The 18,852-nt window shown below is 57.6% G+C and carries 16 protein-coding genes; 5 read left to right on the forward strand and 11 right to left on the reverse strand.

The annotated features are described in order from the left end of the window. Positions 1-250: 250 nt before the first annotated feature. Complete coding sequence (locus tag ACRC4F_RS09910) at positions 251-5,152, forward strand: NAD-glutamate dehydrogenase (protein ID WP_438659143.1); 4,902 nt, start codon at positions 251-253, stop codon at positions 5,150-5,152. A gap of 163 nt (positions 5,153-5,315) precedes the next feature. Here the strand turns inward: ACRC4F_RS09910 and ACRC4F_RS09915 are convergent, their stop codons facing one another. The 4 genes from ACRC4F_RS09915 to ACRC4F_RS09930 form a co-directional block, all read right to left on the reverse strand. Further along, entirely contained in the window at positions 5,316-6,026 is a 711-nt protein-coding gene (locus ACRC4F_RS09915; protein WP_438659144.1) for an ATPase, read from the reverse strand. Positions 6,027-6,253: 227 nt separating this feature from the next. Continuing rightward, the gene (locus ACRC4F_RS09920) at positions 6,254-6,667 is read right to left on the reverse strand and encodes a cupin domain-containing protein (RefSeq protein WP_438659145.1); all 414 of its coding nucleotides are present in this window, start codon (positions 6,665-6,667) and stop codon (positions 6,254-6,256) included. A 288-nt stretch (positions 6,668-6,955) separates the two neighbouring features. Beyond that, entirely contained in the window at positions 6,956-7,249 is a 294-nt protein-coding gene (locus ACRC4F_RS09925) for an antibiotic biosynthesis monooxygenase family protein (protein ID WP_438659146.1), read from the reverse strand. Between the two features lie 123 nt (positions 7,250-7,372). After that, positions 7,373-8,806, reverse strand: a complete 1,434-nt coding sequence (locus ACRC4F_RS09930; RefSeq protein WP_438659147.1) for a PLP-dependent aminotransferase family protein — start codon at positions 8,804-8,806, stop codon at positions 7,373-7,375. A gap of 206 nt (positions 8,807-9,012) precedes the next feature. Here ACRC4F_RS09930 and ACRC4F_RS09935 point away from each other — a divergent pair, with 206 nt between their 5' ends. The 3 genes from ACRC4F_RS09935 (at position 9,013) to ACRC4F_RS09945 (ending at position 11,172) form a co-directional block, all read left to right on the forward strand. Next, positions 9,013-9,453, forward strand: a complete 441-nt coding sequence (locus ACRC4F_RS09935; protein ID WP_438659148.1) for a carboxymuconolactone decarboxylase family protein — start codon at positions 9,013-9,015, stop codon at positions 9,451-9,453. Positions 9,454-9,540: 87 nt separating this feature from the next. Then, positions 9,541-10,461 carry a LysR family transcriptional regulator gene (locus tag ACRC4F_RS09940; protein ID WP_438659149.1) on the forward strand — a complete coding sequence of 307 codons (921 nt, stop codon included), beginning with the start codon at positions 9,541-9,543 and terminating at the stop codon, positions 10,459-10,461. 189 nt (positions 10,462-10,650) lie between these two features. Continuing rightward, positions 10,651-11,172, forward strand: a complete 522-nt coding sequence (locus ACRC4F_RS09945; RefSeq protein ID WP_438659150.1) for a GNAT family N-acetyltransferase — start codon at positions 10,651-10,653, stop codon at positions 11,170-11,172. Position 11,173: 1 nt separating this feature from the next. On the opposite strand, the gene ACRC4F_RS09950 is transcribed toward ACRC4F_RS09945, so the two are convergent. The 5 genes from ACRC4F_RS09950 to ACRC4F_RS09970 form a co-directional block, all read right to left on the reverse strand. After that, the gene (locus tag ACRC4F_RS09950) at positions 11,174-11,866 is read right to left on the reverse strand and encodes an aspartate/glutamate racemase family protein (protein WP_438659151.1); all 693 of its coding nucleotides are present in this window, start codon (positions 11,864-11,866) and stop codon (positions 11,174-11,176) included. Positions 11,867-11,996: 130 nt separating this feature from the next. Further along, positions 11,997-12,923, reverse strand: a complete 927-nt coding sequence (locus ACRC4F_RS09955) for a halovibrin HvnC (RefSeq protein WP_438659152.1) — start codon at positions 12,921-12,923, stop codon at positions 11,997-11,999. A 52-nt stretch (positions 12,924-12,975) separates the two neighbouring features. Further along, on the reverse strand, positions 12,976-13,908 hold the full coding sequence (locus ACRC4F_RS09960) for a halovibrin HvnC (protein ID WP_438659153.1): 933 nt from the start codon (positions 13,906-13,908) through the stop codon (positions 12,976-12,978). 95 nt (positions 13,909-14,003) lie between these two features. Next, complete coding sequence (locus ACRC4F_RS09965) at positions 14,004-14,444, reverse strand: DUF2599 domain-containing protein (protein WP_438659154.1); 441 nt, start codon at positions 14,442-14,444, stop codon at positions 14,004-14,006. Positions 14,445-14,497: 53 nt separating this feature from the next. Further along, complete coding sequence (locus ACRC4F_RS09970) at positions 14,498-15,865, reverse strand: hypothetical protein (RefSeq protein WP_438659155.1); 1,368 nt, start codon at positions 15,863-15,865, stop codon at positions 14,498-14,500. A gap of 245 nt (positions 15,866-16,110) precedes the next feature. Between ACRC4F_RS09970 and ACRC4F_RS09975 the strand changes: the two genes are divergently transcribed. Further along, positions 16,111-16,605 carry a hypothetical protein gene (locus ACRC4F_RS09975; RefSeq protein WP_438659156.1) on the forward strand — a complete coding sequence of 165 codons (495 nt, stop codon included), beginning with the start codon at positions 16,111-16,113 and terminating at the stop codon, positions 16,603-16,605. A gap of 207 nt (positions 16,606-16,812) precedes the next feature. Here the strand turns inward: ACRC4F_RS09975 and ACRC4F_RS09980 are convergent, their stop codons facing one another. Both ACRC4F_RS09980 and ccoN read right to left on the reverse strand, forming a co-directional pair. Beyond that, entirely contained in the window at positions 16,813-17,034 is a 222-nt protein-coding gene (locus ACRC4F_RS09980; RefSeq protein WP_438659157.1) for a cbb3-type cytochrome c oxidase subunit 3, read from the reverse strand. A gap of 8 nt (positions 17,035-17,042) precedes the next feature. Beyond that, on the reverse strand, positions 17,043-18,470 hold the full coding sequence (ccoN, locus tag ACRC4F_RS09985) for a cytochrome-c oxidase, cbb3-type subunit I (protein WP_438659158.1): 1,428 nt from the start codon (positions 18,468-18,470) through the stop codon (positions 17,043-17,045). Positions 18,471-18,852 lie beyond the last annotated feature (382 nt).

Genomic DNA, 18,852 nt, shown 5'->3' on the forward strand with positions numbered 1-18,852 from the left:
GGCCTTGCCGCACTCGTTAAGCTGCGCATCGAATGGATATCCGTAAAGACATTGTGCAATTCATCGCACAGGCGTTTTTGCCGATAACCCTTCATGGAAGGTGAATGTGACCTGAGTGTCTCGTCCAGCTTCACCCACCTGTCATCCTGTTTCCTCTGCCCGAGAACCAGGAACAGGGTGACGGATCGCCCCGAAAGGGGTTTTGCACGCGACGCTTCCATCAATAACAAGCCCAAGCGGAGTACCACAGATGGCGTTCTTCACCGCAGCCAGCAAAGCCGACTTCCAGCACCAACTGCAAGCGGCACTGGCCCAGCACATCAGTGAACAGGCACTGCCACAAGTGGCGCTGTTCGCTGAACAATTCTTCGGCATCATTTCCCTGGACGAGCTGACCCAGCGTCGGTTGTCCGACCTCGCCGGCTGCACCCTTTCTGCGTGGCGCCTGCTTGAGCGCTTCGATCACGCGCAACCGCAAGTTCGCGTCTACAACCCGGATTACGAACGCCACGGCTGGCAGTCGACCCACACCGCGGTCGAAGTGCTGCACCACGACCTGCCATTCCTGGTGGATTCGGTGCGTACCGAGCTGAACCGTCGCGGCTACAGCATTCATACCCTGCAAACCACTGTGCTGAGCGTGCGTCGCGGCAGCAAGGGCGAGCTGCTGGAAATCCTGCCGAAGGGCACCCAGGGCGAAGGCATTCTGCAAGAATCGCTGATGTACCTGGAAATCGACCGTTGCGCCAACGCGGCCGAACTGAATGTCCTGACCAAAGAGCTGGAGCAGGTTCTCGGTGAAGTCCGCGTTGCGGTCACCGATTTTGAACCGATGAAAGCCAAGGTCCAGGAAATCCTGACCAACCTGGACAGCAGCCGGTTCGCGGTTGATCCAGAAGAAAAAGCCGAAATCAAAAGCTTCCTGGAATGGCTGGTGGGCAACCACTTCACGTTCCTGGGCTATGAAGAATTCGTGGTTCGCGATGAAGTCGACGGCGGCCACATCGTCTACGACCAGGATTCGTTCCTGGGCCTGACCAAACTGCTGCGCACCGGCCTGACCTACGATGACCTGCGCATCGAAGACTACGCCGTGAATTACCTGCGCGAACCGACCCTGTTGTCGTTCGCCAAGGCGGCACACCCGAGCCGTGTACACCGTCCGGCCTACCCGGATTACGTGTCGATCCGTGAAATCGACGCCGACGGCAAAGTCATCAAGGAATGCCGTTTCATGGGCCTGTACACCTCTTCGGTGTATGGCGAGAGCGTGCGGGTCATTCCGTACATCCGCCGCAAGGTCGAGGAAATCGAACGCCGTTCCGGCTTCCAGCCCAAGGCTCACCTGGGCAAGGAACTGGCGCAGGTGGTTGAAGTGCTGCCACGCGATGATCTGTTCCAGACCCCGGTGGACGAGCTGTTCAGCACCGTGATGTCGATCGTGCAGATCCAGGAACGCAACAAGATTCGCGTGTTCCTGCGCAAAGACCCGTACGGCCGTTTCTGCTACTGCCTGGCCTACGTGCCGCGTGACATCTACTCCACCGAAGTGCGCCAGAAGATCCAGCAAGTGCTGATGGATCGCCTGAAAGCCTCGGATTGCGAGTTCTGGACCTTCTTCTCCGAATCCGTGCTGGCTCGCGTGCAACTGATTCTGCGCGTCGATCCGAAGAACCGTCTCGATATCGACCCGCTGCAACTGGAAAACGAAGTGATCCAGGCCTGCCGCAGCTGGCAGGACGACTACGCCAGCCTGATCGTCGAAAGCTTCGGCGAAGCCCACGGCACCAACGTGCTGGCAGACTTCCCGAAAGGCTTCCCGGCCGGTTACCGCGAGCGTTTCGCTGCCCACTCGGCCGTGGTCGACATGCAGCACCTGCTGAGCCTGAACGAAAAAAACCCGTTGGTGATGAGCTTCTATCAGCCACTGGGTCAGGTCTCCGGTCAGCGCGAGCTGCACTGCAAGCTGTATCACGCCGACACGCCGCTGGCGCTGTCCGACGTGTTGCCGATCCTGGAAAACCTCGGTCTGCGCGTACTGGGTGAATTCCCGTACCGCCTGCGTCACAACAATGGCCGCGAATTCTGGATTCATGACTTCGCGTTCACCGCCGCCGAAGGCCTGGAACTCGACATCCAGCAACTCAACGACACCTTGCAGGACGCCTTCGTCCACATCGTGCGCGGCGATGCCGAGAACGATGCGTTCAACCGTTTGGTGCTGACCGCCGGCCTGCCATGGCGCGACGTTGCGCTGCTGCGTGCCTACGCCCGTTACATGAAGCAGATTCGCCTGGGCTTCGACCTGGGTTACATCGCCAGCACCCTGAACAACCACACCGACATCGCTCGCGAGTTGACCCGGTTGTTCAAGACCCGTTTCTACCTGGCGCGCAAGCTGACCGGCGACGATCTGGAAGACAAGCAGCAACGCCTGGAACACGCGATCATCGCCGCGCTGGACGAAGTCCAGGTGCTGAACGAAGACCGCATCCTGCGTCGCTACCTGGACCTGATCAAGGCCACGTTGCGTACCAACTTCTACCAGACCGACGCGAACGGCAAGAACAAGTCCTACTTCAGCTTCAAGTTCAACCCGCACCAGATTCCAGAGCTGCCGAAGCCTGTACCGAAGTTCGAAATCTTCGTTTACTCGCCGCGCGTTGAAGGCGTGCACCTGCGCTTCGGCAACGTTGCTCGCGGTGGTCTGCGCTGGTCTGACCGTGAAGAAGACTTCCGCACCGAAGTCCTGGGCCTGGTAAAAGCCCAGCAAGTGAAGAACTCGGTCATCGTGCCAGTGGGCGCCAAGGGCGGCTTCCTGCCGCGCCGCTTGCCACTGGGCGGCAGCCGTGACGAGATCGCGGCCGAGGGCATCGCCTGCTACCGCATCTTCATCTCGGGCCTGTTGGACATCACCGACAACCTGAAAGACGGCGCGCTGGTTCCGCCGGCCAACGTCGTGCGTCATGACGATGATGACCCGTACCTGGTGGTCGCTGCGGACAAGGGCACTGCAACCTTCTCCGACATCGCCAACGGTATCGCCATCGACTACGGCTTCTGGCTCGGCGATGCCTTCGCATCGGGCGGCTCGGCCGGTTACGACCACAAGAAGATGGGCATCACCGCCAAGGGCGCGTGGGTGGGCGTACAACGTCACTTCCGCGAGCGCGGCATCAATGTCCAGAAAGACAGCATCACCGTGGTCGGTGTCGGCGACATGGCCGGTGACGTATTCGGTAACGGCCTGTTGATGTCCGAGACGCTGCAACTGGTTGCCGCGTTCAACCACCTGCACATCTTCATCGACCCGAACCCGGAGCCTGCGAACAGCTTCGCCGAGCGTCAGCGCCTGTTCGACCTGCCGCGTTCGGCTTGGTCGGATTACGACACCAGCATCATGTCCGAAGGCGGCGGGATCTTCTCCCGTAGCGCGAAAAGCATCGCGATTTCCCCGCAGATGAAAGAGCGTTTCGACATTCAGGCCGACAAGCTGACCCCGACCGAACTGCTGAATGCCTTGCTCAAGGCACCGGTAGACCTGTTGTGGAACGGCGGTATCGGCACTTACGTCAAAGCCAGCAGCGAAAGCCACGCCGATGTCGGCGACAAGGCCAACGATGCACTGCGCGTGAACGGCAACGAACTGCGCTGCAAAGTTGTGGGCGAGGGCGGTAACCTCGGCATGACCCAACTGGGTCGTGTCGAATTCGGCCTCAATGGCGGCGGCTCCAACACCGACTTCATCGACAACGCCGGTGGTGTGGACTGCTCCGACCACGAAGTGAACATCAAGATCCTGCTGAACGAAGTGGTTCAGGCCGGTGACATGACTGCCAAGCAACGCAATGAGTTGCTGGCGAGCATGACCGACGAAGTCGGCAACCTGGTACTGGGCAACAACTACAAGCAGACTCAGGCCCTGTCCCTGGCGGCCCGCCGTGCTTTCGTGCGGATTGCCGAATACAAGCGGCTGATGAACGATCTGGAAGGCCGCGGCAAGCTGGATCGTGCCATCGAGTTCCTGCCGGCTGAAGAGGCGATCAACGAACGCCTCGCAGAAGGCCACGGCCTGACCCGTGCCGAGCTGTCGGTGCTGATCTCCTACAGCAAGATCGATCTCAAGGAAGCGCTGCTCAACTCCCAGGTGCCGGACGACGACTACCTGACGCGCGACATGGAAACCGCTTTCCCGCCGAGCCTGGTGAGCAAGTTCTCCGCAGCCATGCGCCGTCACCGTCTGAAGCGCGAAATCGTCAGCACCCAGATCGCCAACGATCTGGTGAACCACATGGGCATCACCTTTGTTCAACGACTCAAAGAGTCGACCGGCATGAGCCCGGCGAACGTGGCCGGCGCTTATGTGATCGTGCGTGACATCTTCCATCTCCCGCACTGGTTCCGTCAGATCGAAGCCCTGGACTATCAGGTTTCCGCAGACGTGCAACTGGAGCTGATGGACGAGCTGATGCGCCTGGGCCGTCGCGCTACGCGCTGGTTCCTGCGTGCCCGCCGCAACGAGCAGAATGCTGCCCGTGACGTCGCGCATTTCGGTCCGCACCTGAAGGAGCTGGGTCTCAAGCTCGACGAGCTGCTGAGTGGCGAGATCCACGAGAACTGGCAGACCCGCTATGAAGCGTACGTCGAAGCCGGTGTGCCGGAGTTGCTCGCGCGCATGGTGGCTGGCACTTCGCACCTGTACACGCTGCTGCCGATCATCGAAGCCTCCGACGTGACCGGCCAGAACCCTGCGGACGTGGCCAAGGCTTACTTCGCCGTGGGCAGCGCGCTGGACATCACCTGGTACCTGCAACAGATCAGCGCTCTGCCGGTTGAAAACAACTGGCAAGCCCTGGCCCGTGAAGCGTTCCGCGATGACGTCGACTGGCAGCAACGTGCGATCACCATCTCCGTCCTGCAACAGGGCGACGGCACTCAGGACGTGGAAACACGCCTGGCGCTGTGGATGGAACAGCACGAAGGCATGATCGAACGCTGGCGCGCCATGCTGGTGGAAATCCGTGCCGCCAGCGGCACTGACTACGCCATGTACGCGGTGGCCAACCGTGAACTGCTGGACCTGGCGTTGAGCGGGCAAGCGGTAGTGCCTGCACCTGTCACTGCGGCTGCCGAGCTGGAACCGGCTGCCTGATCAGGCGTTGAATGAAAAAGCCCCGCATTGAGAAGTGCGGGGCTTTTTTTTGTCTGAAAGTTTTTGTGTTGCCTGGCCGGACCTCATCGCGAGCAGGCTCACTCCTACATTTGAAATGCATTCCAATGTGGGAGTGAGCCTGCTCGCGATGAGGGCATTCGCCTCAATACAACTTAGTGCTTGTTGAATTATCGATCATCGACACTTTATCTGTCGGCCTGGTCAATAAATTACTGAGCGACTGGTCAAACTTCTGCAATGCCCGAACTTGCACATTCTGTTGTTCATTAATATCCGCCACGATCTCTTCACTGCGTTTGTAATCCGCCCATACCGGACTCAATGCTCTCGCATCATGCCCTTGCGCAGTGCCAATGTAATTGAAGTTCGTGTCATAGAACTGCGCACTGACATTCGCCTCGATATCCGAACTGCGCGACGTCATCAATTGGCTGCGAGTGTCGATAATGGCGATCACGTCGGGCTTCGCCGCTTTAAGGCTTTGCATGTCCGGATACACGGTCACCGAGCCGAACTGGCGTTGCAGGGAGGCCTTGACCCAATCGACCGCATGGTCCGGCCGGGAGGTGGCGACGTAGGCGTCGTGGATCGACTGCACCAGCAGGCTCTGGCCGAAACCGGTGCCGGCGTTGGCCTGGTATTCCTGCAAGTACGCGCGGTTAGTCTGGGTGTTGCGGCTATAGACGATACCCAACGAAACCTGGCTGCCGTTGGGAACCTGCGTGGCACTGCTGCGGCCCACCGGTTCGGTGAAGATACCATCCAGCGAAGACACGGCTTCGGGCGCAGTGGGAACCGAGCAGCCGGTCAATAAAACGGTCATTGTTAATGTACTGACAAGCGCAAGTTTCATGGTGTTTCTCCAGTGAAACAACTTGAGTCGGGAAGTTATAGAGTCGGATCAGTCCGGCGTGGGTCCAGACTAAACCTGTCGCAGCTGAATGAAATAGCCAATCACCGCACTTGTCAGGTGGCCAATAGTTTAATTGGGTTTAAAACATGCCCGGTAATTGCATCGGGAAATAAAAAGGCCCGAAAAGTTAATTCGGGCCGTTTTATTTATGGCTATCCGTTCAGCTATCAGTTTTCCAGGGGGATCAATACTTTCTCGTCCGGCGACAAGACCATGAACACCAACAGTTTGGCAGGCTGGGTTGCACTGGCGTTTTTCGAGACCAAATGTTCCGAACCGGCCGGTTCGTACCAGTACTGACCGGCCTTGTAGGTGATCGATTTTTCACCCTTCACTTGAGACGTGACCGAGCCTGAAAGCACATACGCCATGGCCGTGCCTTCATGCTTATGAGCAATCGAGGACTGGCCGGGTTTGTAGTCGACCTCGATCATCATGGCTTTTTTGCCGGGCACGTTTTTCAGCGCTTCATCCTGCAAAACCGTGACTTTCTCGGAGGGGCCCTCGTGAGCGATGGCAGTTGCCGAAACGGCCAGGGCGAGGACGGCTAGCGGAGCAGCAAGGAAACGCAAAGCTTTCATGGTTCTTTACCTGCAGTGGTTAGTTGTCAGAACCAACGATAGTCCGCAGGTGGGGTCAATCAAACAGCCAATATTCGTGAAGGTGAGGGGACCAATCCAGCGTCGCAATTTTTGTAGCAGCTGCCGAGCAGCGCCCTGTGGCGAGGGGATTTATCCCCGATCGGCTGCGAAGCAGTCGTCAATCCAAACAACGCGGTGCATCAGAAAGACCGTGCGTTCAGGTTTTACGACTGCTTCGCAGCCGAACGGGGATAAATCCCCTCACCACATGGCAGCTGCAACAGGGGTTCAGCGGATCGGGAAGCTGTTGAAGTCGACGGAGTTGGCCAATTGGCTGTCGATCAGGCCAATGAAGCCTTGTACTTCAGGGCAGTTGAAATGCGATTGCATGGCCGCTTCCGATTGCCAGCGGGCGCTGACGGTCCAGCGGTTGCTGTCCTCGGGGCAGCGGTCGACCATATAGGAATCACAGCCCGGTTGCTGACGCAGGGTGTCGACAATCTTTTGCAGTTGCTTACCCAGTTCTTCCGAGCGGCCGGCAGCGGCCTGCACCTTTACGGTATTGATCACTTCGTTGGACATTGCTCACACTCCTGAATCAGGCCGGACGAATCCTGCTCACTGAGGGATAACGCTTATGCAGGATAGGCCTGCACCTTGGGACCGCCAATAGCCAATCGCCGGATAAAGCCGCAGACCAATCGATCAGGCAACCTGCTGCAAAATGTCGCGCAGCCGGTCCAGAGCGATGTCGATGTCCAGGGTCTCGATGGCGCCAAAGCCCAGGAAAAGCCCGGCCCGCGGCGTTTGCTGGTAGAAAAAGCTGTCGATCGCGTAGAGCCCGACTTCGACTTTTCTCGCCAGTTCGATCACCAATGGAATATCGATAGGCACTTTGCACATAACCACCATGTGGAAGCCGGCCGTGGTGGGCACCGGTTCCAGCCAGGGTGAAAGGTCGCCCGCCATGCGCGTCAGGATCCGCTCGCGGCGCCCGGCATAGATCGTATGGCAGCGCCGGATGTGCTTGAGCAGGCAGCCTTCGGCGATGAATTTGGCCAGCGCCCATTGAGGCAGGGTGGAGGTGTGCAGGTCAGTAAGCTGTTTGGCGCGGATCACAGCCTCAAGAATCGCCGGTGGCAACACCGCATAGCCGAGCCGCAGCTCCGGCAGCATGGTTTTTGAAAAGGTCCCGACATAGGCGACGATGCCGCGCTCATCCATGCTCTGCAGTGAATCGGCAGGACGGCCTTCGTAGCGAAATTCGCTGTCGTAATCGTCCTCGATGATGATCGCACCCAACTCGTAGGCCCGTTCCAGCAGTGCAACCCGGCGCGCCTGGCTCATAGGCATGCCCAGCGGAAACTGGTGAGACGGCGTGACATAAATCAGCCGGGTGCCCAAGGGGATCTTGTCCACCACAATTCCTTCGGCATCCACCGGCACACCAATCACCGTGGCCCCGTGGGTGCCAAACAACAGGCGAGCCGGCGGGTAGCCGGGGTCTTCCATGGCGACAATGCTGCCCGGACGCGTCAGCACCCGGGAGATCAAGTCGAGCGCTTGTTGCGCGCCGTTGCACACCACCACGTCTTCGTCCTGGCAATTGACCCCGCGAGAAAACGAGATGTGCCGGGCAATCGCGTTACGCAGCGCCGGCAGGCCTTCGGGCAGGCTGTAGAAGCCCTTCGAGGCGGCGATCTGGCGCAACGCGTGGGAGGTGCAGCGCCGCCAATCGTCCTGAGGGAACTGGCCTTTGCTGGTCGCGCCTCCGATGAAATCGTAGCGTAACGAGCCTTCTAGGGTCGGGTGACGCAGAAACACCGGCAGCGTGCGCCAGGACTCGATCACCTCAAAGCTCGCCAGCTGCGAATGGCTTTGCTTGGGCGCAGCTTTGGCTGTGCGGGCATTGACGAACGTGCCTTTGCCGATCACCCCGGTGAGGAAGTTCTCATAGGTCAGTTGTGCATAGGTGTCGGAAATGGTCTTGCGCGAGATGCCCAGCTGTTCGGCCAGCAAGCGGCTGGGCGGCAGCTGCGTGCCGGCTGCCAGACGACCGGATTCAATGGCGCCGCGCAGTTGGTTGTACAACTGGCCTGCCAGGTCCTTGCGGCCGTTGATGACAACATGAAGTTCCATACCGGCGAGGCTCCTGGGGCGATTGAGGCGCGTGTGCGTCGCGCCAGATTACCCGCATGAGTGGCTGCGCAGAAGTTGCGTGGGCGAAAAACTGCGGATTGGTCTGCTGGCGAATGGTCCACGGCTTTTTCGCTGAATTGGATCTGTAACGTCCGCGCATCAGCGCCTACCTTGGAGATCTCTATTCGATCCCAGAGACCGCACCCATGAGTTCCCGCCTGGATTACTACAGCGCATCGCCCAAGGCGATGAAAGCGATGATTGCCATGGAGGCCTTGACCAGCAACCTCAGTATCGAGCCCGCCTTGCTGCACTTGATCAAGATCCGCGCTTCGCAACTCAATGGCTGCGCCTTCTGCACCGACATGCACTCGGTGGACGCGCGGCGCCTTGGCGAGACCGACCGGCGTTTGTATTCGATCGTGGTGTGGCGCGACAGCGGCTTCTTCAACCCTCGCGAACGCGCCGCGCTGGCCTGGACTGAAGCGGTGACCTTGCTCTCCGAAAGCCATGTGCCGGATGACGTCTACGCCTTGGCCCGGGAGCAGTTCAACGAAGGTGAAATGGTCGATTTGACCATCGCCGTCACCACCATCAACAGCTGGAATCGCCTGGCGGTAAGTTTTCGGCAAAGCCCCAGCGGCTGAATCGATTTTCCGCACCGGGTGTCACGTCAGGTTCATAAACGCTGCGCAGGATGAGGTTTTCAAGGATAGATCGACAAGGAGTCATTGATGTCATTCATGGAATCCACCCGCGCAGCCGGTATCGATCCGGTGCTGGCGCAGTCTTTCCGGGTCAGTGCCCGTTGCGGTTGTTTCATGCAGGCGGCCCGCAGTCTCAATATCAAATCAACCCAGTTGCGTAAGCACCTGGCGCAGCTTGAAACGCAATTGCAGTGTTCGCTGTTCAATCATCAGGACAATGGCCTGTCCTTGAGCCGTGAAGGGTTGCAGCTTCAGGCGCAATTGATCGCCCTGGCCCATGAGCACGACATGTCGGTGATCGAACAGCCGCTGATCAGGCTGGCCGTAGCCGAGTCGATTTTGCACGACATCCTGGGCCGCGATCTGGTCTCGCTGTTGCGACGCAATGCCAGCGTGCGCCTGGATATCATCTCCCTCGACAGCGAACTGTCGTTGCAGGCGATCAGTGCCGACGTGGTGTTGTGGCTGGCCGGCACCGACTCACCCCTGCCGGGGCCGAGCTTCGCCATCAGCGCGCCCCAGCGTCTGGCACGACTGGATTACCTGCCACACATCGCCAAGCGTTATTCACGGGTTGCGGCCCGGCCCGACAACCTTGATGACCTGGCCGATTTCATGTTGGTGCAATGGCAGCCTGATCGTCAGGTCGAGAGTTTTCGGCCGTGGAACGCGGTGGTCGATCAGCGCCTGGCCGGCGTGGTGCAGTTGCATTCTTATGAGCTGATGCTGGAGATGATCCGTTGCAGCGCCTGCATCGGTTTGTTGCCCCATTACATGAGCCGGTTCGACCGCGGGCTCATTGCGCTATCGGGGTTGTTCGATCAACCGATGCAGCGCCAGGTGTGGATGGCGGTCAATGCCGGGTCCACGGGGCAGGCCGAAGTGCAGATGATCGTCGAGCTGATCCACAACACCTTCAACGAGCGCCGAGACTGGTTCGAAGGTTAACCCCGATCCAAACTGTGGGAGCTAGCCTGCTGGCGATGACGGTGTATCAGTCACCTCAATGTTTGAGCGTCAGCCGCCATCGCGAGCAGGCTCGCTCCCACACGGTTCTCCCACACTATTGGGCATCGCCATTCCGGGAGATGGCGTTGTAGAGTAAGCGGCCATGTCTGCATCAAGGATGAGTCACCCATGCCTGCCACCGAACCTGCCATCACCCTCGAACGCTTCAGCGAATCCCACATCGACGGCGTCACCGCGCTCTACAACGACCCGGCTATCACCCGTCAGGTGCTGCAAATGCCGTTTCAATCCACGGAGATCTGGCGCCAGCGCCTGGCATCGGATAACGAGCGACTGGTGAAACTGGTGGCGCTGCATCAGGGCGCGGTCATCGGCAACATCGGCCTGGAGCAGTTCTCGCGGATCCGCCGCAGCCATGCCGGCAATCTCGGCATGGCAGTCGCGGTGGCGTGGCAGGGCAAAGGCGTGGGTTCAAAACTGCTGGCGGCGGCGCTGGACGTCGCCGACAACTGGATGAACCTGCAACGGGTCGAGCTTTCGGTCTACGCCGACAACGAAGCGGCCATCAGTCTCTACCGCAAGTTCGGCTTTGAGACCGAAGGCCTGTTCCGCGACTACGCTGTGCGGGACGGCCGGTTGGTCGATACCTTGAGCATGGCGCGCCTGCGTCGCACGCCAAGGTCGGACTGACTCAGTCGCCCAACGTGAACGCCACCGCCGCCTGCGCATGCAGTTCGGTGGTGTCGAGCAAGGGCAGGGCGCTGTGCTCGGGTTTGATCAACATGCCGATTTCGGTGCAGCCGAGAATAATCGCCTGAGCGCCTCGTGCCGTCAGCGACTCGATGACCTGCTGATACACCTTGCGCGACGCCTCACTGATCACTCCGACGCACAACTCGTCATAGATGATCCGGTGCACGGCGTTGCGTTCTTCGGCGTCCGGCACCAGCACCGTCAAACCCATCGCACTCAGGCGATCCTTGAGAAAATCCTGTTCCATGGTGAAGGCAGTCCCGAGCAAACCGACTTTCAGTGCACCGGCCTCCACGGCGGCTTGCCCAGTCGGGTCGGCGATGTGCAAAAACGGAATGTTGATCGCGGCCTGAATCTGCCCGGCCACCTTGTGCATTGTGTTGGTACACAGCACCACGCACTCGGCGCCGCCGGCCTCCAGTCGCCGCGCCGCATCCACCAGTATCGCCGCCGCATCGTCCCAGCGCCCGGCATGCTGGGCCTGTTCGACAGGGCCGAAGTCGACGCTGTACATGAGCAATTTTGCCGAACGCAACGGCCCGAGCCGGTCGCGAACCTGTTGGTTGATGAGGCGGTAATACTCGGCGCTGGACTCCCAGCTCATGCCGCCGATAAGGCCGATGGTGCGCATGTGACTCTCCGATTTTTCCAAGTGGGGAGAGTGTCCGTCGTTTTGGGCCAATGGTGCCAGTTTATTGGGTGGTTTATATCCCGTTTGCCCTGAAGGCCCTGCTTCAGGGGCAGGCGCTTGGGGGGGGCGCTCAAGGTAAGATCAGTTGATCCGAAGCTACGTATTGAAACCTTGCATTGCCGGAAATCGTCGAAGGCGGAGTGAGCCTTATGACTGGCACCCAGATTTTTGCGGTCGTGGAGTCATAAAAATCCTTCTGGTTGCCTCGAGCTTCTGAAAGGCCGGCGTTATCCCCGCCGGCGATAAAAAAGAAGGCCATTAGAGGCAGTGTATCCTGCATATTTTGTGGCCAGGTCTTGATGACGATTTCATTTTGTTCGTTAAATCCTGCTGTACCTAACATTCCTCTTGCCCGAACGGATTGATAAAACGCATTTGCAGCAGGTTTACCTGTTGCCTCCGAAACATCAAAACCGCATTGGCGAATATGTTGATTGGTGGGTGAGCTGTCCCAAACGGCCTTCCATTGTTCTGCTGTGGTGACGCCTGCACTACGGCAACGCTGGCTTTGAGAAGGAAACGATGCGTGCGGACCGCAGGGTGTGGTTCGGTTCCAGGTCCAGCCATCGATGGGGAAAGAGCAAAGAAAATCGAGATCGACCTTGTCCCACGGCGCACCGAAGATGGGGTACAACATGAAACCATTGTTTTTTCCCCAAGCGAGTCGTCCGTATTTTGAATCTACTCTGAAGTAGGAAAACGAAATACCACCGTTTTTAACTGACGTCGGGCTCGGATTCCATACATGATGTGTTTCGCCAGGCTTTTTGTCCGTGACTCTGAGTACCACGCCCGAACATAAAAACGCTGGTGCGGTGGGGGAGTTATTACAGTTGGGGTCGACCCGGTTATAAAGTGTCGTTAGCAGGTTGGCGACTTCTTGCCCTGTCATGGCCGCATGCAATGTACTGGACGCGGTAATGTCTTGAGTGGGACTTTCGACATATGCGCATCCCAGAGCGGACGCGACAAAGAGCGCTATTATGATTCGTTTCATAATGTTATCCGTTTGAGGTTCTGTTCCTTGTTGGTCTTGTTTCTTATCGTGGTCATTGAGCAATCGCCTGATCGGAAGCGACGTAGGTGAAGGTGGCTGTACCCGTTGCACTGGCGGGCGGAGTCAGGCGAATAATGGGAATTACAATCTTTGGGATGGTTGAGTTGTAGAAGTCTCGTTGATTGTATTGCGCGTCTGTCAATCCTTGGTTGGAGCCGCCACCAATGAAAAAGAACGCCATGATAGGCAATGTATTGGCACGGCCCGCAGGCCAGGTACTAATGATGATTTCGTTATGTCCATTAAAACCCGTAGTGCCCAGCATGGATTTCGCCAGTAACGACTGGTAGAACGCAGGTCCTGCCAACATATTGCGATCATCCGAAACATCGAAGCCACATTGGCGCAAATTTGGATTGCCCCCGGGCAGGCTCCACACGGCCACCGCTTGTGCGGCAGTCGTTACACCGGCGTCCTGACAGCGTTTACTTTGTGCGGGGTAAATGGCAGACGGCCCGCAAACTTCCGTTGCACTTCTATGCCAACTCCAAGCGTCCATTGGGTAGGAACACAAGTATTGCAATTGATCTTTGCCAGGCGGTTTTTCAAGAACAGGGTAAAGGATGTAGCCATTACCATAACCCCACGCGAGTCGTCCGAAGTTTACGTCAGCCCTGAGGAAAGAGAGCGAAACTCCGCCGCTTTTTACTGAGGTAGGGCTGGGGTCCCATACTTTGTACTGCCCCGCTGGATCTTTCACGGTAACCCGGAGCGTTATGCCAGAACACAGGAACGCCGGTTGAGAGTCAACCTTGTTGCAATTGGGGAACTTCCTTCCGTAAAGCGTTGTTAGCTGGGCCGCTACCGCCGCACCATTCCGGGCGGCAGGGTTGTCAAGGACGTCGACGTCATTCGGTAAAGTTGTGCGGGTGGGTGAACAACCCATGATCAATGCGATGAATACAATAAGGAATGAGTTTTTCACGATAAGGTTCCTTCATCAACAGGGGCCGACGTGTTGGGGTTTCAATGACTATCTGCATGTTTGTCGTTTTAATATTCTGGATGTTTCGAAAAGCATTACGGTGCTTTTTCAGGTAGCGGAGTTACATGATTGCAACCGGCAGCCAACGTTAATTGGTAACCCACATCAGGTCGCCAAGGTTCCAGAATCCACTGCGGTTTATCCCGCGCAATTTCCAGATGGCAAATCAGTTGGTGGCGTAGCCCATGGGTGTTTTTCCAGTATCTGCTATTGGAATAATCTCGTGTGAGTTCGTCCCACAGATAAGGTGTTTGCTCTGGCTGTGTTTCTCTTGCGCAGGGAGTTGGTGTTATTGCGATGGACCATTTGTAGTCCCGTAGAAACCATTCGGCGGTTTCTATGTATTTTGCACAGCGTTGCAGTGTGATTGTTTTTCGGCCTTCTGCTGCGGTGTTGTTTAACGTATCTGCAAACGATGATGAGTGATGACTTATTAACAATCCTGCGAAAAATAATGACCAGACGTGGCGATTCATAATGTCGTCCTTGATGGCGCTGAATACTTAGATGTTTTTTGCTGTTGTATTTGTTATTCGACTTGTAAGCGCAAGATCCACGAAAACATCAAGCGCTCACCACTACCGGTGCGAAGAATCGTGTAATTGATACGTACCGCAAGTCCTGCACTTTCGGTAATCCAGGCAGGATCAATGGACAGCCTCATCTGAGAGGTGTTGGTGATAGGTGTATCGGGTCCATAACGAGTGACTTTCCCGTGCCAGGCAATGCGTACCGAATAGCTGCTGGTCATGCCGACATAGCTCACGGTTGCAGTTCGTTTATCTGCCGACAATGTGGGTTCAGGCAGATGAAATCTCTGGGGTGTAACGGTCAGGTCCAGTGGACGCGACTTGAGTGGCTCAGCAATACCGGGATATTCAACCGTGTAATACACCTCCGCTCCGCTGCCAATACAGTCGATGACATCCAGACGGTGGATCAGGAATGTCAGGGTTTGGCCAGGTTGCCCGATCGTTTGAATTTCACTGCCATAGGTATTGTTTCGGCCAACCCAATACACTTTGACAGTGTGCCCGGTGAGCGAGCCGGTATAGGCGACCTGTACCCTGGCATGCTCGGCCGAGTACATGTCATCAAACGTCAGGACTGTCCCGTTGCTTGCGAACGCTTCCGGGACTTTGGGTGGAATCAGATCCAGAACCGGTCGTTTGATATGCACATCGATGTACGTCGTGCGCGACCAGATTGCCTGCGGGCCGGATGAATTTCCGATTTGATCCACGACCCTGAAGCGCATTGCAAATCGGGGATTATCATTTTTGAACGCGTCTGCAAAAAGCCTCAACACCACTGTGCCGGCGGCGACTTGTGCAGCCGTCACTGTATGCAGGGCAGTATGGCCATCACAATCGAGAGTGATTTTGTCGTGCGCACGCATGTAAGGATATTCGAGTGTGACGTCTACCCCTTGCGTCGCACGATTGGCATCCAGCCCCTTGTCGATTACATCCGCAGGAAGCGTCATTACAAGGTTGGGATTGTCCCCGGATCCGGTAGCTTCACCGCCAGGGCGAGGGGTGTTAAAGAGAAAGATCAGGTCTGGCGATGTTTCCGGTTCCTGACTGACACGTTTGACGCTCAAACGAACCCGGTTGATACCGTTTTGCAGGAACCCGCCCGGCAGATTCAGCGTAAATCTTTTGTTTTCCTCACCCGGCTGAATGATTTTGGAGCCGACGGCCGTGGGCAGGTCATTAAGCAACAACTCTGCAGTATCGAATTCACTCATGTTGAGCCAGGGGTCGACCAACACTCGAACACCGGCAGGTGTCACCAGGACTAGCCCGACACCTCCCTCGGGATCGTCGGGATGAATGACTGGCGTCGTCCACAGCGGAATAATTACTCTGTCTATCGCTAACAGTTGGTTGCTCATGAACTGCGGTCCCTGGTTGCCTGATTGATCCTTATCTCGACTGCGAGACCATCAAACAACAACATGTGCGCGTCAGCTACTGTCAGATCTGACAGGTAAAAGGCGCTAAACCCCTGGAAAAGTAACCGTTGGTCGTATTCATCCATCATTAAAGGGCGATCACACGTCAGCTTTGTCATACGCCCGTGACTGGCTTCTGCCATGATTGATTTCCGCAGCACCGCTTCAACCAAAGGAACACCGCAATGGACGACGTACAGCAACTGGGCGAAATGCTTCGCCACTACGCAGAAAGCGAAGCCCACAAGAAGCAAGTGTTTGAGTCGCAATCAGCCGTGTGGACGACGCGCATCGGTGAACTGTTCGATCAGATCCAGCAATGGCTGGAGCCGGTCCAGGCGCCGAACCTGCTGGAGGTGAGTCGCGAGTCTTATGTCGCTTCAGGGCCGAGTGTTCCGGTCGAGACCTCGACGTTCAAGACCGAGAAACTGGGCATTGTCATTGCCGGCAAACCGGTGGAGTTCGTGCCGGATGTGATGGGCGCCGGTGGTCAGATTTCGTTGGCGGTGATGGGGTTGACGGCAGCGCGCTATGGCAGCATTTCGCTGGTATGCCTGCCACCGTCGACGAGCTGGCAATGGCGCAAGACCAACGGGTTGAAGGACCCGGATACGTTTGCGTTCGATGCGAACTTTTTGGCGCAGCAGTTGCAGAGTTTGATCCCCCGGGAACGTGGTTAAGATCGAGATCCATCCCTCACCCCAGCCCTCCCGAAACGTCGGACCGCCCCAGAGGGGAGAGGGTGAAAGGGAGCAGAACTCCATCGTTTTCAGAACCTGAGTTCAACTCGATATTTCAGGTCGATGTATCTCGAAAGATACCTCGGTCAGTCCCCTCTACCCCGTGGGGAGAGGGTTAGGGTGACGGGTAGCCTTAGCTGACTCCCCTCAAACCTCCAAATCCCCCCACCCCGGTTTCGTTTCTTCCGGCGCCACCGCCTTCACTGACTTGCCCGTCGCCAACTCCACCCGCCGCGCCACCTCGGGGTCATCGGCAAACGGCATCAGGCTGGCTTCCTCCAGGCTCTCGGCCGTCTGGTGTTTCAAGCAATACTCGATCACCAGCCAAAACCCCACGACCCCAAACAGATTCAGCACAATCTCGGTCATCTCAAACCTCACGCAATCTGCGCTTCACGTTCGGCCATCGCCACGTCCGAGACCCGCACCGTGCGCCAGGTGTTGTACGCCATCAGCAACATCCCGCTGAGGAAGAACACGCCGCCGGCGAAGCGCACCACGAACCCCGGATGGCTGGCCTGCAATGCCTCGACGAACGAATAGGTCAGCGTGCCGTCGTCGTTGATTGCGCGCCACATCAACCCTTGGGTGATGCCGTTGACCCACATCGAGGCGATGTACAACACCGTGCCGATGGTCGCCAGCCAAAAGTGCAGGTTGATCAGCGGCGTGCTGAACATCTGTTCGCGGCCAAAGACTTTCGGGACCATGTGGTAGATGGCGCCAAACGTGATCATCGCTACCCAACCGAGTGCGCCGGCGTGGACGTGGCCGATGGTCCAGTCGGTGTAGTGGGAGAGGGCGTTGACGGTTTTGATCGCCATCATCGGCCCTTCGAACGTCGACATCCCGTAGAAGGCCAGCGACAGCACCAGAAAGCGCAGGATCGGGTCGGTGCGCAATTTATGCCAGGCGCCCGAGAGCGTCATCATGCCGTTGATCATCCCGCCCCAGCTTGGCGCCAGCAGGATCAGCGACATTGCCATGCCCAGTGACTGCGCCCAGTCCGGCAACGCGGTGTAATGCAAGTGGTGCGGGCCAGCCCAGATGTACAGGGTGATCAGCGCCCAGAAATGCACGATCGACAGACGATACGAATACACCGGCCGCCCGACTTGTTTTGGTACGAAGTAATACATCATCCCGAGGAACCCGGTGGTCAGGAAAAACCCCACCGCGTTATGCCCGTACCACCACTGCACCATGGCGTCGGTGGCCCCGGAATACACCGGGTAGGACTTGAACCAGTCCACCGGAATCGACAGGTGATTGACCACGTGCAGCATCGCGATCACCACGATGAACGCGCCGAAGAACCAGTTGCCGACGTAGATATGTTTGGTTTTGCGTTGCACCACGGTGGTGAAGAACACGATGGCGTAGGCAACCCACACCACGGTCATCCACACCGCGCCGGAGAACTCGATCTCGGCGTATTCCTTGGTGGTGGTGTAGCCCAGCGGCAGGGTGATCAGCATCACCACAATCACCGATTGCCAGCCCCAGAAAGTGAACGCGGCGAGTGTGTCGGAGTACAGGCGCACCTGACACGTGCGCTGCACCGCGTAGTAGCTGGCGGCGAATTGCGCGCTGCCGGCAAAGCCGAAAATCACCAGGCTGGTGTGCAGCGGGCGCAAACGGCCGAAGGTGGTCCACGGCAGGTCGAGGTTCATCTCGGGCCACACCAGTTGCGAGGCGATCCATACCCCCATCGCCATCCCCACGACGCCCCATACGATGGTCGCCACGACAAATTGGCGGACGACCTTGTAGTTATAGGCCTGTCCGATTGTTGCTGTGCTCATGGTCAATGCTTCCACGGTTGCAAAGTCTTGCCAGGCCACCCGGACTGGCATGCCGTCAACTGTAGAAACCCTGCCGGAAACAAAACAGACTCAGAAAAACCGAGTTTATGCGGATCAGATGCGGGGCCGGTATGCGGTGATCTGACGCAGTCTGATACGGTTTTTTAGCGCTCAGGTGAATCTGTAACGCGCTGCGCCGCAGGTTCATAGTCGACACCTCAAACGAGCCAAAGAGCCCGATCCGGTAAAACGCAGACCCTGTGGGAGCGAGCCTGCTCGCGATGACGGAGGCACATTCAACACATGTGTTTCCTGTCAGTGCGCTATCGCGAGCAGGCTCGCTCCCACAGGTCTTGCATTGACCGGCATCAGGCGTAGAGCC

The organism is Pseudomonas sp. (genome assembly GCF_051660785.1).
Lineage (GTDB): Bacteria > Pseudomonadota > Gammaproteobacteria > Pseudomonadales > Pseudomonadaceae > Aquipseudomonas.

Excerpts from the sequence above, each read along its gene's own strand:
- ACRC4F_RS09910 (WP_438659143.1), top strand. The coding sequence starts at position 251 with ATGGCGTTCTTCACCGCAGCCAGCAAAGCCGACTTCCAGCACCAACTG.
- ACRC4F_RS09915 (WP_438659144.1), bottom strand. The coding sequence starts at position 6,026 with ATGAAACTTGCGCTTGTCAGTACATTAACAATGACCGTTTTATTGACC.
- ACRC4F_RS09920 (WP_438659145.1), bottom strand. The coding sequence starts at position 6,667 with ATGAAAGCTTTGCGTTTCCTTGCTGCTCCGCTAGCCGTCCTCGCCCTG.
- ACRC4F_RS09925 (WP_438659146.1), bottom strand. The coding sequence starts at position 7,249 with ATGTCCAACGAAGTGATCAATACCGTAAAGGTGCAGGCCGCTGCCGGC.
- ACRC4F_RS09930 (WP_438659147.1), bottom strand. The coding sequence starts at position 8,806 with ATGGAACTTCATGTTGTCATCAACGGCCGCAAGGACCTGGCAGGCCAG.
- ACRC4F_RS09935 (WP_438659148.1), top strand. The coding sequence starts at position 9,013 with ATGAGTTCCCGCCTGGATTACTACAGCGCATCGCCCAAGGCGATGAAA.
- ACRC4F_RS09940 (WP_438659149.1), top strand. The coding sequence starts at position 9,541 with ATGTCATTCATGGAATCCACCCGCGCAGCCGGTATCGATCCGGTGCTG.
- ACRC4F_RS09945 (WP_438659150.1), top strand. The coding sequence starts at position 10,651 with ATGCCTGCCACCGAACCTGCCATCACCCTCGAACGCTTCAGCGAATCC.
- ACRC4F_RS09950 (WP_438659151.1), bottom strand. The coding sequence starts at position 11,866 with ATGCGCACCATCGGCCTTATCGGCGGCATGAGCTGGGAGTCCAGCGCC.
- ACRC4F_RS09955 (WP_438659152.1), bottom strand. The coding sequence starts at position 12,923 with ATGAAACGAATCATAATAGCGCTCTTTGTCGCGTCCGCTCTGGGATGC.
- ACRC4F_RS09965 (WP_438659154.1), bottom strand. The coding sequence starts at position 14,444 with ATGAATCGCCACGTCTGGTCATTATTTTTCGCAGGATTGTTAATAAGT.
- ACRC4F_RS09970 (WP_438659155.1), bottom strand. The coding sequence starts at position 15,865 with ATGAGCAACCAACTGTTAGCGATAGACAGAGTAATTATTCCGCTGTGG.
- ACRC4F_RS09975 (WP_438659156.1), top strand. The coding sequence starts at position 16,111 with ATGGACGACGTACAGCAACTGGGCGAAATGCTTCGCCACTACGCAGAA.
- ACRC4F_RS09980 (WP_438659157.1), bottom strand. The coding sequence starts at position 17,034 with ATGACCGAGATTGTGCTGAATCTGTTTGGGGTCGTGGGGTTTTGGCTG.
- ccoN (WP_438659158.1), bottom strand. The coding sequence starts at position 18,470 with ATGAGCACAGCAACAATCGGACAGGCCTATAACTACAAGGTCGTCCGC.